The following is a 14,149-nucleotide window of genomic DNA, read 5'->3' on the forward strand; positions in this document are numbered from 1 at the left end:
CCAGCTCAGGCCGCTCACACCCGCGCGAACGGAAAACTTCACGTTCCTCGTACAAGCGGCCGGCCGGCCGGACATGGACGGATGACACCGGGCGCCCCTAACCTGAAAAGCGGTTCCGGGGCCGGGGGTGGCAACGGGCGGTACAGGGGGAGGGGAAACGCAATGACGGACGTCTTCGACCAGGTCGACGAAGCCGAGCTCGACGAAACGATTCACGGGGAAGAGCTGACCGACGCCGAGCTGGATGAGTTGGAAGCGCTGGGGGCTGCTGAGGATGCCGAGCTGATTCTCGGATCAGCGGATGCCTGAGGCAAGGATCGTCTGGCGGGGCACGCAGCTGAACCGGCGGACCGTCGCGATGCTGATGGCCGCCGAGAAGATCTACCGGTCGCAGTTCAAGTTGCTGCAAGGCTCGTACAACAAAGGTGGCGTGGCGGCCTCGGCCGGGACGCACGACGGTGGCGGCGCGGTCGACATCGGGGTGGCGAAGCAGAGCCCCGCGCAGCGCCGGGCCATCGTGCTCGCCCTGCGCCAGGTCGGGTTCGCCGCCTGGTTGCGGACGCCGGCGCAGGGACGCTGGCCGTACCACGTGCACGCCATCGCGATCGGCGACAAGGATCTGTCCCGCGGCGCGGCGATCCAGGTGCTGGAGTACAAGCGCAAGCGCAACGGGCTCGCCAACCGGGGCAAGGACGACGGCCCGCCCGGGTACTACGGGATGACCTGGGAGCTCTATCTCAAGGCGCACCCGGTGCCGCCCGCAGTACCGGATCACTCGATCTCGCTCGCCGCGATGGCGTACGCACGGACGCACGACGTGATGACCGGTGAGTGGGGTGCCGATCGGGCCCGCGTGGTGGCCTGGGCGGCGCATCCGAAGGTCGGGGCGATCACCAAGGCCGAGACGCTGCCGCGAGCCGGTGTGTCGTGGCACCTGCACTTCCAGCGGGTACTTCGGAAGGTGCAGCTGAAGTTCGGCCTGCCGGTGACCGGGATCTTCAACGAGGGCATCGCCACGGTGATGAAGCGCTACGGCTACACGATCACCGCCTGAGCGGGCTGAGCAACCTGAGCCGCCTGAGCCAACGACAAGGCCCCACCGGTAGCAGCCGGTGGGGCCTTGATTGGTCCACTACCGCCCGGCGTGAGTCGGTGCAGCTGTGGAGGTGGAGAGCGGAACCGGCGCCGATGCAGGGGTCAAGACGCCAGCTCCGCTTGTCTGTGGGTTACCTCGTGTCGACCGCCCAGACGTGGGCGCGGTGGAACTCGAGGTCCTTCCGCATCCCGACCGGCGCCCCGGCGGTGCCGAGGTGCTGCAGGGTCGGTACTACGACCGCTCGGACGTCCGTCCGCTTCACTTCGTCCAGCAGCGCGTGGAACGCGGCGGACTCGGCGGCGTCGCGCTCGGTGTACACCGTGCCGAGGGTGAACCCCTCGGCACTGGCGAAGGCCGCGAGCGAGTTCGTGGCCGCGGCCAGTTCCTCGGCGCAACCGAGCGCGTCGGCCCGGACATAGCCGAGCAGCGTCGGACGAGTGGTCATCGGGACAGTTCCCGGGCGCCGAGCGCGTCGGCGAGAACGGGCTCGCTGGTCACTCGCAGCGAGGCGAACCGGCGGCGCATGGCTTCTTCGTACTGCGCGGCCTGGTCGGCGTCGGTGGTGTGGTCAGCGATCGTGGTGGCGCCGAACCAGACCCGCACGCGGCGGTGCGAGGCGGGAATCTCGATCGACTCGGTCATCGGTGGTTCCTTCGTGTTCTCGAGGGGCTGCCCGACGCTGGGCACAAGGAAAGAACACCGTAAAAGGCCGGACCCCGGAATAGACTGGCAGGGACCTTTACGATGTCCTTACCTCTCGTGGCCGTGACGGCGAAACCGCTGGTCAGAGGTGCCCTGAGCAGTCTTGCCGGGGGTCCGGCTTTATGGCCTGTCAAGAATGTTTGCAGTAATTTGCCAATAACGATTCGGCCTGCAGGAAAACCTTTCTCTGGAGCCGGGAAAGTAGGACTTCCTGCTAACTCCGAGCGCTCATTCGGATACGGAGCGATGACGCCTCGGCCAGCTCACGGCCAGCCCGAGTGCAGCGGCTCCCAACGGAACCAGGAGGGCGGACCGGAACCCATCGACGGTCAGTTCGTCCCTGGCGGCGAGGACCGCGGCGACTACTGCGAGTCCCGATGCCGAGCCGAACTGGAACGACGTCGTCAGTACTCCGCTCGCCAATCCCTGCTCCTGCTCGGAGATTCCGTCGGTGGCGGCGATGGTCAGTGGCCCGTACGCGAGTGAGAAGGCCAGCCCCAACAGGATCAGCGACGGCAACATCGCCGGGTAGCTCCAGTCGGTACTGAGTGGCAGGAAGAGCGCGTAGCCGAGTGCCGCGAAGGCGAAGCCGCCGAACACGACCCGGCTGTTGCCGAACCGCTTGACCAGCCAAGGGGTCAGCGTGGGGGCGAGGATCGAGTCGATGCCGATCACCATCAGCGCGAGCCCGGTCTGGAGTTCTGTCCAGGACCGTAACTCCTGCAGATAGAGCACTCCGATGAACTGGAAGCCGGCAAACGATCCGACCAGCAGGACGGCGCCGAGGTTCGCCCGGACGAGTGGCCCGCTGCGCAGAATGCCCAGCCGGATCAGCGGTGCCGAGACCCTCCGCTCGATCGCGACGAACGCGGCCAGCAGCAGCAGACCGGCGACCGCGGTACCCAGGGTCTGTGTCACCGGTACGTCGGGAGCGCGTACCACCGTGGCGACCAGCAGGAGCATCGCTGCGGTCAGACTGATCGCGCCGCCCAGATCCACATCGGCCAGACGTGCCTTTGCGGTAGGGACGGCTTCGCGCGGCAACAGGGTGAGTGCGCCCGCCAGGATGATCGCGGACATCACGACCGGTGCGAAGAACACCCAGCGCCAGTCGATCGCCGTGAGCAGGCCGCCGGCCACCATGCCGAGTGAGAACCCGGCGGCCGCCGTACCGGCGTACACGAGCAGGGCTTTGTTTCTTTGCGGGCCCTCGGGATAGCTGGTGGTGATGATCGACAGGCCGGCCGGGGTCATGAACGCGGCGGCGACGCCGGTGACGAAGCGGGCCAGGATCAGCACCCAGCCTTCGGTCGCGAAGCCGCCGAGGCCGGAGAAGACCAGGAAGACGATCAGCCAGGTGACGAACATCCGGCGCCGCCCGAACAGGTCGGCGGCCCGGCCGCCGAGCAGGACGAAACCGCCGTAGCTGAGGACGTAGGCGCTGACCACCCACTGCAGTTCGCTGGTGGACAGCCCGAGCTCGGCCCGGATCGAGGGCAGCGCGACGCCCATCATCGAGACGTCGATGCCTTCCAGGAAGATCGCGCCGCAGAGGACAAGAAGAACAGCCCAGGAGCGGCCGGTCAGCCGGTCCGGGGTGACAGTGGAATGCACGAGAACGCTCCGGTTCTTCGAAGTGAGGTCAGTTATCTCTTGTAACTGATCTCATCTTGGGGAACCATGGGGAATTGTGGAAGAAGGCACTTCAAAGGAACCGAGTTACTCCTGCTGTCCCTCCGAGGCGTTCCAGTGGGACACCCGCGAGGACTGTGAGGTCCGGCAGATCCTGGACCGGATCGGCGACAAGTGGTCGCTGCTGGTGATCGCGCTGCTCGACAACCGCACGGTGCGCTTCACCGAACTGAAGAAGACGATCGACGGGATCAGCCAGCGCATGCTCACGGTGACGCTGCGGCAGCTGGAGCGCGACGGCCTGGTCCGGCGTACGGTCCATCCGGTCGTCCCGCCCCGCGTCGACTACGAGCTCACCCCGCTCGGCGTGACGCTGCACGCGACGATCCAGTCCCTGGTCACCTGGACCGAGAAGCACCAGCAGGAGATCGCCGCCGCCCGCGCGAACTACGACACCCGCACCGCGCTCACGGAGCAGGCTCTTTCATCCGGCTGAGCTTGGCAGGATGCCCCGGTACTGCGAACAGCGTCACCGGCGCGGCCAGTACTGCGAACCCGGCGATCACGTTGAGCGCGGTAGACAAGCCGACGAGCGTCACGAGCAACGGCGCTGCGAGGGCTCCGATGACGACGGTGAGGGAGTCCATCGCGAAGAAGAGCGCACCGATGCGGCCGAGCAGTTCGGTCGGGGCGACTCGCTGGACGGTGGTTTCCGCGGTGATGAGCAGAACGCTCCCGGGGACGCCGATCAAGGCTGCTGCCACGATTGCCCAGGGGACGTTGGGGGCGTTGAACAAAGCGAAGAAGGCTACGCCTAGTGCCGCCTGAGTGGTGATCAAGAGGTCGCGAACTCCCAGCCAGGTCAGGGCTTTCGGGCTGATCGCGGCGCCTATGAGGAAGCCTGCGCCCAGGCCTGAGATCAGATAGCCGATGGTTTCCCCCGGTGCGTCGAGTTGCTCGACAGTGAAGGGGACGAGGAGTGCGGTGGCGCCGGCATTGGCGGTCAGAAAGATGCCGTTGGCCAGCAGGATGCCTTTGAGGATCTTGCTTCGGGCAACGCCTTGGAGACCTTCTTTGAGTGCCCCGAATCCTTTACCTGATTCAGCTTGTGCGGTTGCTGGGTGTTTGATCGTGGCGATGATTGCTGCCGCCAGCAAGTAGCTGGCGATGTCGATGGCGAGGACGAACTTGATCCCTGGTCCCGCCAGCAGGAGGGCGCCCAGGGGTGGCGCGGCAAGCCGGATCACGCTGCCGGAGAAGGCGTTCAGTGAGTTCGCTGCGGCCAGGCCTTTGCCGGTGCCAACGACTGCCGGGGTGAGTGCTCTGGCTGCCGGACGGAACACCGTTGTCGCCAGATTCTCGGCCAGCACGGCGAGGTAGACGATCCACACGCGGTCGGCCGAATCGGCGTACAGGATCAGGGTGACCGATGCGGCGCCGGCGAGGTTGGCCAGCCACATGGCGCGTGGCAGGTTCCAGCGATCGAGGAGGACGCCGGCCCATGGTCCGACGAGCAGGGCGGGCACTGCTTCCAGTGCCACCGTGAGGCCGGTCGCGGCGGCTGATCCGGTCAGCTGGAAGACGTGGACGGGAATGGCGACGACCAGCAGCCAGGAGCCGAGGCCGGAGATTCCGCCGCTGATCCAGAGTCGCCGGAAGTCGCCGTTCCGCAGGATGCTCACGTCCTGGAACGCTATCTTCACGGGACACTTCTTGGCAACAGTGTTCTGTGGAGATAGTCTGCCGGTGTGGACCTGAGCGCCGAACTGAGAGATCGCCGGAAAGCGGCCCAGCGGACGATCGCCTCCGTCGCGGTCGACGCCGGGCTGTCGGTGCCGTACATCGCGAATCTCGAGAACGGGCGTGGCAATCCCACCCTCGCGGCGCTGGAGCGTCTCGCCGGTGCTCTCGGGGCGCAGTTGCAGCTCACGATCGTCGACGAGGAAGCCCCGAAGCCGTCCACCTCGGCCGACTTGGTGGCCGCCTCGTCGCGGGCGAAGCGCGTCATCGCCGAGGTCGCGGCTGCTCGCGGCAGCACCAAACGAACTGTGGAGCGTCGGCTGGTCGCGACCCTCGACGCTCTCGGTGAGCTCCTTCCCGGCCCGCCTACCGACGCCGACCTCGACCGGCTGCTGGATCTCCTGTTGCTGGCCGGGAAAAGCTGAGCGGCAGCCTGGCAGGGAAGCTGAGCGGCGGGTTGCTCGCTGGGAAAGCTGAGCGGTGGGGTGGCCGGCCGGGCTAGGGTCGAGGGGTGGAAATTGCTGCGCGGATCGCGTCCGCTCAATTGCAGGGCCTGACCAGGTCGAGGCGTCAGATCGTGGCGGGCCCGCTCGCCGGGATGTTGCACGACAACGACGCCTGGTACTTGTCCGGCGGCGTCGCCGCCGAGCCGGGAACGCCCTTCGACCCCGAAGAGGTGCCTTGGGCGCTCGAGACGATCCGCAAGGCCTTCGCGGCGGAGGGTCGCTGGCTGAGCGTGGAGCTGATCGAGGAGGCCAACCCCGGCCTGGCCGAAGTACTGGCGGCAAACGGCATGACGATCGTCTCCCGCCCGCCCCTGCTGGTAGTCGAACCCGCGGACCTCAACCTGCCCGACCTGCCGGCCGATGTCACCGCCTCGGTCGTCACCACACCCGACGAGCAGTTGCTGGCCGATGCCATCGCGGCTGATGCCTATGAGGCCGAAGGCATGGCGACCCCCTTCAAGCCCAACCCCGCCGACGGAGCCACCGTGCTGATCCGCAAGGGCGGCGTACCGGCCGCAGTGGCGGCATGGACCGCTGTCGCGGATGGCGTAACCGAGGTGGTCGGCGTCGGCACGCTGCACTCCCACCGCCGCCAGGGCCTCGGCGCAATCGCAACGGCGTACGCGACCCAGCAGTCCTTCGAACTCGGCGGTGCAACCCTCGCCTGGCTAACCCCCGGCGACGAGGGCGCCGACCGCATCTACCGCCGAATCGGCTACGCCCCCAAAGCAACCGCAGTACACCTAGGCGACCCCGGCGGCCACCTCACCGACCTGCGCTAAATACCTCACAGAACCACAGCGCTCCTCCAGCAAAGCGAGTTCAGCCGCTGGAGTGGGCGCCCAGAGGCATGCCCGAAATCTCCGCGATCGGCTCGGTTTGGTTGTGCGGGCTAGGTGGGTTGGTCGGCTTGGAGGAGGCGGTGGAGGGTGGTGTGGAGGGTGGGGGTGGATTTGCGGGGTGGGAGGTTGGCTGCGGTGTGGGCCAGGGCGATGGTGGCGTCGGCCAGCCAGGTGGCGGGGAGGGCTTTGGTGAACTCGCCGTTGCGTTGACCGCGGCGGATTGTCTTTGTCAGCAGGTCTTTGATCGGTTGGTGGCGTTGTTGGTCGTCGGTTGCGGCCGCTGGGTAGAGCTGCACCGGGTGTCGTTTGAAGAAGGTCCGGCCGGTGTCGATGAGGAGCAGTACGGCGTCCATCGCTGTGCCGGCTTCTAGGTCTAGTTGTTCGTACTCCGCCAGAAGCTCCGTCGTTAGGTGGTCTGCTACCGCGATCAGCAACGCGTCTCGCGAGGGGAAGTGGGCGTAGACGGTTTGCCGGGTGACGCCGGCGGCTGTCGCGATGGTTTCGACGCTTGCCTCCGGGGTGTCGGCCAGGACGGAGATCGCGGCCTGGAGGGTCGCTGTCCGGCTGCGGTCGGCGTCCGCTCGGCGCCGGCGGGTGGTGCCGCCGGTGGTCTGGTTGATCTCTGTCACCTTGTCAAGGTTAGCGGGTCCGGCTATCTTTGACAGGCTGTAAGAGATAAGAGGAGGGCTGATGACACGGACAGCCGAGAGGTTTGTCGAGGAGTTCTACAACTCGTTCACCAGCGAGATGCTGGCGGCGGACGAGCCTGCCGAGGTCGTCGACCGGTACTACGCGGCCGACGTGCTGCAGGTCGCGGACGGCATCGAGATCGACCGCGACAAGCTGATCGCTCATCTGCGCCCGGTGCGCAAGAACCTGGTCAGCTGGCGGTACGAGGTGCACGAAGCTCTGCTGGAGAAGGAGAAACTGGCTGCCCGGTTCACCATCCATGCGCAGCTGCGGAGGGGGCGGATGATCTCGACCGAGGTCTATCTCTTCGGCGAGCTGACGTCGGATGGGCGCCTCCGGCGATCCACTCAGGTGACCCGGGACGTCACCGTGCCGGCGACGGAAACAGCAGGATGACGAGTCGCGAGGTCCGGGTGCTGGGGATGACCTGCGGTCATTGCGTGGCGTTCGTGACCGAGGAGATCGAGCGGCTGCCCGGGGTTACCGCGGTTGCGGTGGACCTGGCAGCAGGGCTTGTGACGGTGACGAGCGATGGGGAGCTCGGGTTGCCGAAGATCCGAGCAGCAGTAGAAGAAGCCGGCTACGAGCTGGTGGACCAGCCGCCGGGCAGTCCGCCGGCAAACGGATCCGGCCGGCAACCCTGAGGGTTGCCGGCCGGGCGCAGTACAAGAACTTCTCAGTCACCGGACCGTGAGCCTTGCGGAAGGCGTTGGCCGGAGCGTCGTTCGGGAGTGGGCTACCGGACGGTGAAGCCGGCCTTGCGGAAGGCGTCGGCCGGAGCGTCGTACGGGAGTTGGCTACCGGACGGTGAAGCCGGCCTTGCGGAAGGCGTCGGCTAGGGAGCCTTCGTCCATGGGGACTTCCTTGGCCGGTGGGTTGGAGGCGCCCTGCCGGCCGCCGCGACCTTGACCGCCGCCAGGCCCGCGACCGCCACCACCAGGACCGCCACCGCCAGGGCCGCGACCGCCACCAGAGCCGCGACCGCCGCCCGAACCGCCGGAACCACCCGAACCGCCAGGACCGCCGGTGCGAGCTGAGCGGCCCTCGCCGGGACGACCGCCGGACGTCGGCGCGCCTGGTTCGTCGTCGAGGCGGAGGGTGAGGGAGATGCGCTGGCGGGGGATGTCGACCTCGAGGACCTTGACCTTGACGATGTCGCCGGGTTTGACCACCTCGCGGGGGTCCTTCACGTAGTTCTTCGACAGGGCCGACACGTGCGCCAGACCGTCCTGGTGGACGCCGATGTCGATGAACGCGCCGAAGGCCGCCACGTTGGTGACCTGGCCCTCCAACCGCATCCCGGGCTTGAGGTCGCCGATCTTGTCGACGCCCTCGGCGAAGGTCGCGGTCTTGAAGGCCGGCCGCGGGTCACGGCCGGGCTTCTCCAGCTCGGCCAGGATGTCGGTCACCGTCGGCAGACCGAACATGTCGTCGACGTAGTCGGCCGCCTTCAACTGCTTCAGCATCGGCGAGCCGATCAGTGACTTCAGGTCGGTCTTGGTGGAGTCGAGGATCCGGCGCACCACCGGGTACGCCTCCGGGTGGACGCTGGACGAGTCCAGCGGGTCCGCCCCGTTGGGGATGCGGAGGAAGCCGGCCGCCTGCTCGAACGCCTTCGGGCCGAGGCGCGGTACCTCCTTCAGCGCGGTCCGCGACTTGAACGGGCCGTTCTGGTCGCGGTGGATGACGATGTTCTCCGCGAGCCCGGCGGTGATGCCGGAGACGCGGGTCAGCAGTGGTGCGGAGGCGGTGTTGAGGTCGACGCCGACCGCGTTCACACAGTCCTCGACCACTGCGTCGAGCGAGCGAGACAGCGAGCTCTCCGGCAGGTCGTGCTGGTACTGGCCGACGCCGATCGACTTCGGGTCGATCTTCACCAGCTCGGCCAGCGGGTCCTGCAGCCGGCGCGCGATCGACACCGCGCCACGCAGCGAGACGTCCATCCCGGGCAGCTCGGCCGAGGCGAACGCGGACGCGGAGTACACCGACGCGCCCGCCTCCGACACGACTGCCTTGGTCAGCTTCAGCTCCGGGTGCTTGGCGATCAGCTCGGCGGCCAGCTTGTCCGTCTCGCGCGACGCCGTACCGTTGCCGATGGCAATCAAGTCGACCTTGTGCGCGGCGGCCAGTGCGGCCAGGGTCGCGATCGAGCGGTCCCACTGGTTCTGCGGGACGTGCGGGTAGATCACGCCGGTCGACACCACCTTGCCGGTCGCGTCGACGACGGCCACCTTCACGCCGGTCCGGAAGCCCGGGTCGAGCCCCATCGTGGCGCGAGTGCCCGCGGGGGCGGCGAGCAGCAGGTCGCGCAGGTTCGCCGCGAAGACGCGGACCGCCTCGTCCTCGGCGGTCTGCCGCAGACGCGTGCGAAGGTCGATGCCCAGGTGCACCAGGATCTTCGTCCGCCAGGCCCAGCGGACCGTCTCGATCAGCCACTGGTCAGCCGGACGCCCCTTGTTCTCCACGCCGACCTTGCGGGCGATGGTCGCCTCGTACTCCGTCGGACCCTCCGGTGCCTCGACGCCGGCCGGCTCGGGCTCGACGGTCAGCGACAGCACCTCTTCCTTCTCACCGCGGAACATCGCCAGGATCCGGTGCGACGGCATCTTCGTGAACGGCTCGTCGAAGTCGAAGTAGTCCGAGAACTTCGCGCCCTCGGTCTCCTTGCCCTCGCGCACCTTCGACGCCAGCCGGCCGCGGGTCCACAGCCGCTCGCGCAGCTCGCCGATCAGGTCGGCGTCCTCGGCGAACCGCTCGACCAGGATCGCCCGGGCGCCGTCCAGCGCGGCCTGTGGGTCGGCCACCTGGTCGTTCACGAACACCGTCGCGGCGGCCAGCGGCGGCACGCTCGGGTCGGACAGCAGCCCGTCCGCGAGCGGCTCCAGGCCGGCCTCGCGGGCGATCATCGCCTTGGTCCGGCGCTTCGGCTTGAATGGCAGGTAGATGTCCTCCAGCCGCGACTTGGTCTCCGCGGCCAGGATCGAGGCCTTCAGCGCGTCGTCCAGCTTGCCCTGGCTCTCGATCGACTCGAGCACGGTCTGCCGCCGCTCCTCGAGCTCACGCAGGTACCGCAGGCGCTCCTCGAGGGTGCGCAGCTGAGCATCGTCGAGCTCGCCGGTGACCTCCTTGCGGTACCGCGCGATGAACGGAACCGTAGAGCCCTCGTCCAGCAGCCCGACGGCTGCCCGCACCTGGTTCACGCCGACTTCCAGCTCGTCCGCGATCCTCTGCTCGACCGACTGCAATGCCACTGTCCCGCATCCCCTCTACATCCGATGACAGACGAGCATTCTGCCCCGCTCGCCGCACCGCACATCCTTCCCTATCCCCCGGACACTTCACGACCACCGCCCCCACCCTGTGGACAACTCACCCGATTCCAGTACTACGCACGCGAATCGCGCGAGCCCAGCACTGGCGGGTTCGCGCCCAGAACGGCGACCTTGGACAAGGTGTGCGATGTCCGAGGTCGCCGTTTGGTGTCCGAACCCGCCAGTGGTGGGCGGGGGTGAAGGGGTCAGGCGGCGTCTAGGGCGAGTTCTTCGGTTGCCTCGTCGGAGGTGGTGGTTGCGCGGGTGGGGCGCATGACGGTGCAGGCGATGACTACGGCTGCTGTGACCAGGAGGCCGGCGATGGCGAAGGAGAGGTGGTAGCCGCTGGTCAGAGCGTCGAGGGTCGGCTGGCCGGCTTCGGCGAGGGTTTCGGTGCGGGTCGCGGCCAGCGTGGCCAGGACCGCCAGGCCGAGTGCGGCGCCGATCTCGGCGGTGGTGCCCATCAGGCCGGAGGCCAGACCCGCGTCCTCGGGCTTCACGTCGGCCATGCCCAGACCCATCAGCGCCGGGAAGCAGACGCCGCCGCCCAGGCCCAGCAGGAGCAGGACCGGCATCACGTGGATGAAGTAGTTGCCGTTGACCGGTGCCTGGGTGAAGAGCGCCAGGCCGATCGCGATCAGGACCAGTCCGCCGATCAGCGGCCGGCGGGCACCGAAGCGCATCACGAGCTTCTCGGAGTACCGGACCGACAGCAGCCCCATCACGAGCGTGGTCGGCAGGAAGGCCAGGCCGATCTCCAGGGCGTCGTACCCGAGGACGCGCTGCAGGTAGAGCGAGCCGAGGAAGAAGATGCCGAACATGCCCGCGGCGGACAGTGCCTGGATCAGGTTGGCGCCGGTCAGCGTGCGGGACTTGAAGATCCGCAGCGGGACCAGCGGGTTGGCGGCGGTCGCCTCGCGGACGATGAAGCAGGCCAGCAGGGTCAGCGTCAGCAGCGACAAAGCGATGGTCCGGCCAGAGGTCCAGCCCAACTCGGCGGCCGGCTTGACGATGGTGAAGACGCCGACCATCAGCGCCGAGGTGATCAGCACGGCACCCGGTACGTCGGTGCCGCGGCCGAAGCCGATGCCCTTGTCCTTCTCGATCACCTTGAGGGCCACCGCCACGGTAGCGATGCCGATCGGCAGGTTCACGAAGAAGATCCAGTGCCAGCTGATCGCCTGGGTCAGCACACCACCGGCGAGCAGACCGATCGAGCCACCGGCCGAGGCGACGAAGGCGTAGACGCCGATCGCCTTGGCCTGCTCGCGCGGTTCGGGGAACAGGGTCACGATCATGCCGAGGATGACGGCCGAGGTCAGCGCGCCGCCGATGCCCTGCAGGAAGCGGGCCGCGACCAGTACCTCGGCGGAGGAGGCCAGGCCGCAGAGGACGGAGGCTACCGTGAAGACGATCAGGCCGCTGACGAAGATGGTCCGGCGGCCGAGCAGGTCGCCGAGCCGGCCGGCCAGCAGGAGCAGACCGCCGAAGGCGATCAGGTACGCGTTCACGACCCACGCGAGGCTGGCGCTGGTGAAGCCGAGGTCGTCCTGGATGGCGGGCAGCGCCACGTTCACGATCGTCACGTCGAGCACGATCATCAACATGCCCGCGCAGAGGACGTAGAGCGCGAGCCAGGGCGACCGGCCGCCGCCCTGCGTGGCCGGCGTCTCCGCCAGGGTGTCGGTCGTCGCGTGCATCTGAGGTTCTCCTTCTGGTCCGATGGGGGCCTTACACCTCTACGTCGAACCAGCGGGACTCAGATTGACACGTCCGGAGAACTTTTTTCTGGGGACTTCGTCCGGGTCCGCGAGATCCAGTAGCCGATCAGCGCCGGGACCAGGCCGGAGCCGATCGCGAACAGGGTCGGCAGCTGGGAAACCAGCGCGAACCAGGTGAGCAGTGCAATCACCCCGCCGGCGACGGCCAGCGACCGGCGCAGCAGGAAGAGGTTGGCGTCGCGGAACAGGCTCTTGGGCGTACTGTCCGCTCCTACGGAGGGCAGGACGGCGAGTGCGCTGAGGTAGAGCCCGAGGATCATCCCGGTCAGCGGGATGAGGATCGCCAGCGCCGCGATCCGGATCGGGCCGTTCGCGTTCGCCCAGAAGAACAGGCCGAAGGCGAGCGCGATGCTGCCGAAGTACAGAGCCAGGCCGGTCAGCCAGAACCGCCGGAAGGCCCACTTGAACTGGCCGAAGAACCGGCGCAGCAGCTGGGGATGGTCCTGGCTGAGCGCGTCCGGCAGGACCCGCTGGAACGCGAAGGCCGCCGGGTACAGCGTGACGATGCCGAGGCTGAGGACGAGGAAGACGATCTGCAGCATGAGCAGGTCGCCGATCACGGTCAGCTTGGACAGGACGGCGTTGGTGCGGCCACTGTTATCGCTCACATAGGCTCCTTGGAAAGGTCGGCGCCGGCCTGCGCATGATCGTATGATCACAAACACTCAGGCCCGGATCACAATCCCCGGAGGACCCGCGTGCTCGCATCGGAACGCCACGAGCAGATCCTGCGCAGCCTGCGCCGGCACGGGAGGCTGCGGGTCGGCGACTTGGCGGCAGAGCTGGGCGTGTCCGCGATCACAGTACGCCGCGACCTCGGCGAGCTCGACTCGGCCGGACTCCTGCGCCGGGTGCACGGCGGCGCGGTCGGCATCAGCCCGGCGGCCGCGCCCAGCAGTCAGGGCAGCCAGCTCACCATCGGCATCGTCGTACCGAGCTCGACCTTCTACTTCACCTCCGTGATCCGCGGCGCCGAGGAAACCGCCGCCCGGTACGGCGCCCGCCTGGTGCTCGGGGTCTCCGGGTACGACGTGGCCGTCGAGCAGGAGCGGATCGAGAAGGTGCTCGGCATCGGGGTGGCCGGCCTGCTGCTCAGCACCGCACTCGGGGACGAGCGCGCGGCCGAGATCAGCAAGACGCTCGACGCGATCGACGTACCGGTCGTGTTGATGGAGCGCGCCTTCGGGTATCCGCACGTGGAGCGCGAGTACGACCACGTCCGCACGGATCACGCGTACGGCGCGACGCTCGCACTGCGCCATCTCGTCTCGCTAGGGCATCGCCGGATCGGGGTCAACCTGGACGCCAGCGTCACGGCGTACTGGCTCCGGCAGGGCATCGAGCAGGCGGCCGAGCTGCTCGACGTCGAGCTGTTCATCTCCACGATCGAGCTGCCGGCGTACGGGGCCGACCCGGCGACACTGGCTCAGCACGACGCGTTCCTGGCCGAGTGTGAAGCGTTCGGCGCCCGAGCCGTCCTGGTCCACTCCGACGAGCACGCCGCTCGGTTGACCGAACGAGCACTGGAGGCGGGTGTCCGCATCCCCGACGACCTGGCGGTGGTCGCCTACAACGACGAGACCGCCGCGCTGGCCGTCGTACCGCTGACAGCCGTCTCCCCGCCCAAACCGCTGCTCGGCGAAACCGCGTGCGAGCTCCTGCTCCACAAGCTGAACTCCGATCCGGCGCCCATCCAGCACCTCTCGCTGCTCCCTGAACTCCGGATCCGCTCGTCCTCCGGTACTCCGGCCGATCCCGCCTGACCCGCGGCCCTTGGATGTCCTGAGACGCCCTGAGACGCGCCGGGATGCACACCGCGTGTCGTGGAACTCTGATCGGTAATGTTCCG

Annotated in this window: 16 protein-coding genes; 8 read left to right on the top strand and 8 right to left on the bottom strand. The window is 67.9% G+C overall.

Annotated features, from left to right (window positions below; all coding sequences use genetic code 11):
• Window positions 1-162 precede the first annotated feature (162 nt).
• Window positions 163-309, top strand: coding sequence for a hypothetical protein (locus ACQPYM_RS01940; protein WP_433013776.1), 147 nt, complete (start codon window positions 163-165; stop codon window positions 307-309).
• Window positions 302-1,054 (top strand): hypothetical protein, encoded by a 753-nt coding sequence (locus ACQPYM_RS01945; RefSeq protein WP_433013779.1) that lies wholly within the window; start codon window positions 302-304, stop codon window positions 1,052-1,054. The genes ACQPYM_RS01940 and ACQPYM_RS01945 overlap by 8 nt, the downstream gene beginning before the upstream one ends.
• Window positions 1,055-1,226: 172 nt before the next feature.
• Here the strand turns inward: ACQPYM_RS01945 and ACQPYM_RS01950 are convergent, their stop codons facing one another.
• From ACQPYM_RS01950 to ACQPYM_RS01960, 3 genes are all read right to left on the bottom strand, one after another.
• Window positions 1,227-1,541, bottom strand: a complete 315-nt coding sequence (locus ACQPYM_RS01950) for a hypothetical protein (RefSeq protein ID WP_433013782.1) — start codon at window positions 1,539-1,541, stop codon at window positions 1,227-1,229.
• The gene (locus tag ACQPYM_RS01955) at window positions 1,538-1,738 is read right to left on the bottom strand and encodes a hypothetical protein (protein ID WP_433013785.1); all 201 of its coding nucleotides are present in this window, start codon (window positions 1,736-1,738) and stop codon (window positions 1,538-1,540) included. Before ACQPYM_RS01955 ends, ACQPYM_RS01950 begins: the two co-directional genes overlap by 4 nt.
• Window positions 1,739-2,026: 288 nt before the next feature.
• Window positions 2,027-3,412: an MFS transporter gene (locus ACQPYM_RS01960; protein WP_433013788.1), complete on the bottom strand. Its 1,386-nt coding sequence runs from the start codon at window positions 3,410-3,412 to the stop codon at window positions 2,027-2,029.
• A 76-nt stretch (window positions 3,413-3,488) separates the two neighbouring features.
• Here ACQPYM_RS01960 and ACQPYM_RS01965 point away from each other — a divergent pair, with 76 nt between their 5' ends.
• The gene (locus ACQPYM_RS01965) at window positions 3,489-3,926 is read left to right on the top strand and encodes a winged helix-turn-helix transcriptional regulator (RefSeq protein ID WP_433013791.1); all 438 of its coding nucleotides are present in this window, start codon (window positions 3,489-3,491) and stop codon (window positions 3,924-3,926) included.
• Here the strand turns inward: ACQPYM_RS01965 and ACQPYM_RS01970 are convergent.
• Window positions 3,898-5,133, bottom strand: coding sequence for an MFS transporter (locus tag ACQPYM_RS01970; protein WP_433013794.1), 1,236 nt, complete (start codon window positions 5,131-5,133; stop codon window positions 3,898-3,900). The genes ACQPYM_RS01965 and ACQPYM_RS01970 overlap by 29 nt on opposite strands.
• A gap of 45 nt (window positions 5,134-5,178) precedes the next feature.
• Between ACQPYM_RS01970 and ACQPYM_RS01975 the strand changes: the two genes are divergently transcribed.
• Window positions 5,179-5,595, top strand: coding sequence for a helix-turn-helix domain-containing protein (locus ACQPYM_RS01975; RefSeq protein WP_433013797.1), 417 nt, complete (start codon window positions 5,179-5,181; stop codon window positions 5,593-5,595).
• An 86-nt stretch (window positions 5,596-5,681) separates the two neighbouring features.
• Window positions 5,682-6,458 carry a GNAT family N-acetyltransferase gene (locus ACQPYM_RS01980; protein ID WP_433013800.1) on the top strand — a complete coding sequence of 259 codons (777 nt, stop codon included), beginning with the start codon at window positions 5,682-5,684 and terminating at the stop codon, window positions 6,456-6,458.
• A gap of 110 nt (window positions 6,459-6,568) precedes the next feature.
• On the opposite strand, the gene ACQPYM_RS01985 is transcribed toward ACQPYM_RS01980, so the two are convergent.
• Window positions 6,569-7,147 (bottom strand): TetR/AcrR family transcriptional regulator, encoded by a 579-nt coding sequence (locus ACQPYM_RS01985; protein ID WP_433013803.1) that lies wholly within the window; start codon window positions 7,145-7,147, stop codon window positions 6,569-6,571.
• Window positions 7,148-7,208: 61 nt separating this feature from the next.
• Here ACQPYM_RS01985 and ACQPYM_RS01990 point away from each other — a divergent pair, with 61 nt between their 5' ends.
• Together ACQPYM_RS01990 and ACQPYM_RS01995 are read left to right on the top strand one after the other, a co-directional pair.
• Window positions 7,209-7,604 carry a nuclear transport factor 2 family protein gene (locus ACQPYM_RS01990; protein ID WP_433013806.1) on the top strand — a complete coding sequence of 132 codons (396 nt, stop codon included), beginning with the start codon at window positions 7,209-7,211 and terminating at the stop codon, window positions 7,602-7,604.
• Window positions 7,601-7,852 (top strand): heavy-metal-associated domain-containing protein, encoded by a 252-nt coding sequence (locus tag ACQPYM_RS01995; RefSeq protein WP_433013809.1) that lies wholly within the window; start codon window positions 7,601-7,603, stop codon window positions 7,850-7,852. Before ACQPYM_RS01990 ends, ACQPYM_RS01995 begins: the two co-directional genes overlap by 4 nt.
• A 153-nt stretch (window positions 7,853-8,005) precedes the next feature.
• Here the strand turns inward: ACQPYM_RS01995 and ACQPYM_RS02000 are convergent, their stop codons facing one another.
• The 3 genes from ACQPYM_RS02000 to ACQPYM_RS02010 all read right to left on the bottom strand — a co-directional run bounded on the left by ACQPYM_RS02000 (window position 8,006) and on the right by ACQPYM_RS02010 (window position 12,908).
• Complete coding sequence (locus ACQPYM_RS02000) at window positions 8,006-10,459, bottom strand: Tex family protein (protein ID WP_433013812.1); 2,454 nt, start codon at window positions 10,457-10,459, stop codon at window positions 8,006-8,008.
• A 266-nt stretch (window positions 10,460-10,725) separates the two neighbouring features.
• A complete protein-coding gene (locus ACQPYM_RS02005) occupies window positions 10,726-12,219 on the bottom strand; it encodes a DHA2 family efflux MFS transporter permease subunit (protein ID WP_433013815.1) in 1,494 nt (497 codons plus the stop codon).
• A 59-nt stretch (window positions 12,220-12,278) separates the two neighbouring features.
• Window positions 12,279-12,908, bottom strand: coding sequence for a DUF624 domain-containing protein (locus tag ACQPYM_RS02010; protein ID WP_433013818.1), 630 nt, complete (start codon window positions 12,906-12,908; stop codon window positions 12,279-12,281).
• A gap of 90 nt (window positions 12,909-12,998) precedes the next feature.
• On the opposite strand from ACQPYM_RS02010, the gene ACQPYM_RS02015 reads away from it, so the two are divergent.
• Window positions 12,999-14,063, top strand: a complete 1,065-nt coding sequence (locus tag ACQPYM_RS02015; protein ID WP_433013821.1) for a LacI family DNA-binding transcriptional regulator — start codon at window positions 12,999-13,001, stop codon at window positions 14,061-14,063.
• Window positions 14,064-14,149 lie beyond the last annotated feature (86 nt).

It is taken from the genome of Kribbella sp. CA-294648, assembly GCF_050943845.1.
Classification (GTDB): domain Bacteria; phylum Actinomycetota; class Actinomycetes; order Propionibacteriales; family Kribbellaceae; genus Kribbella.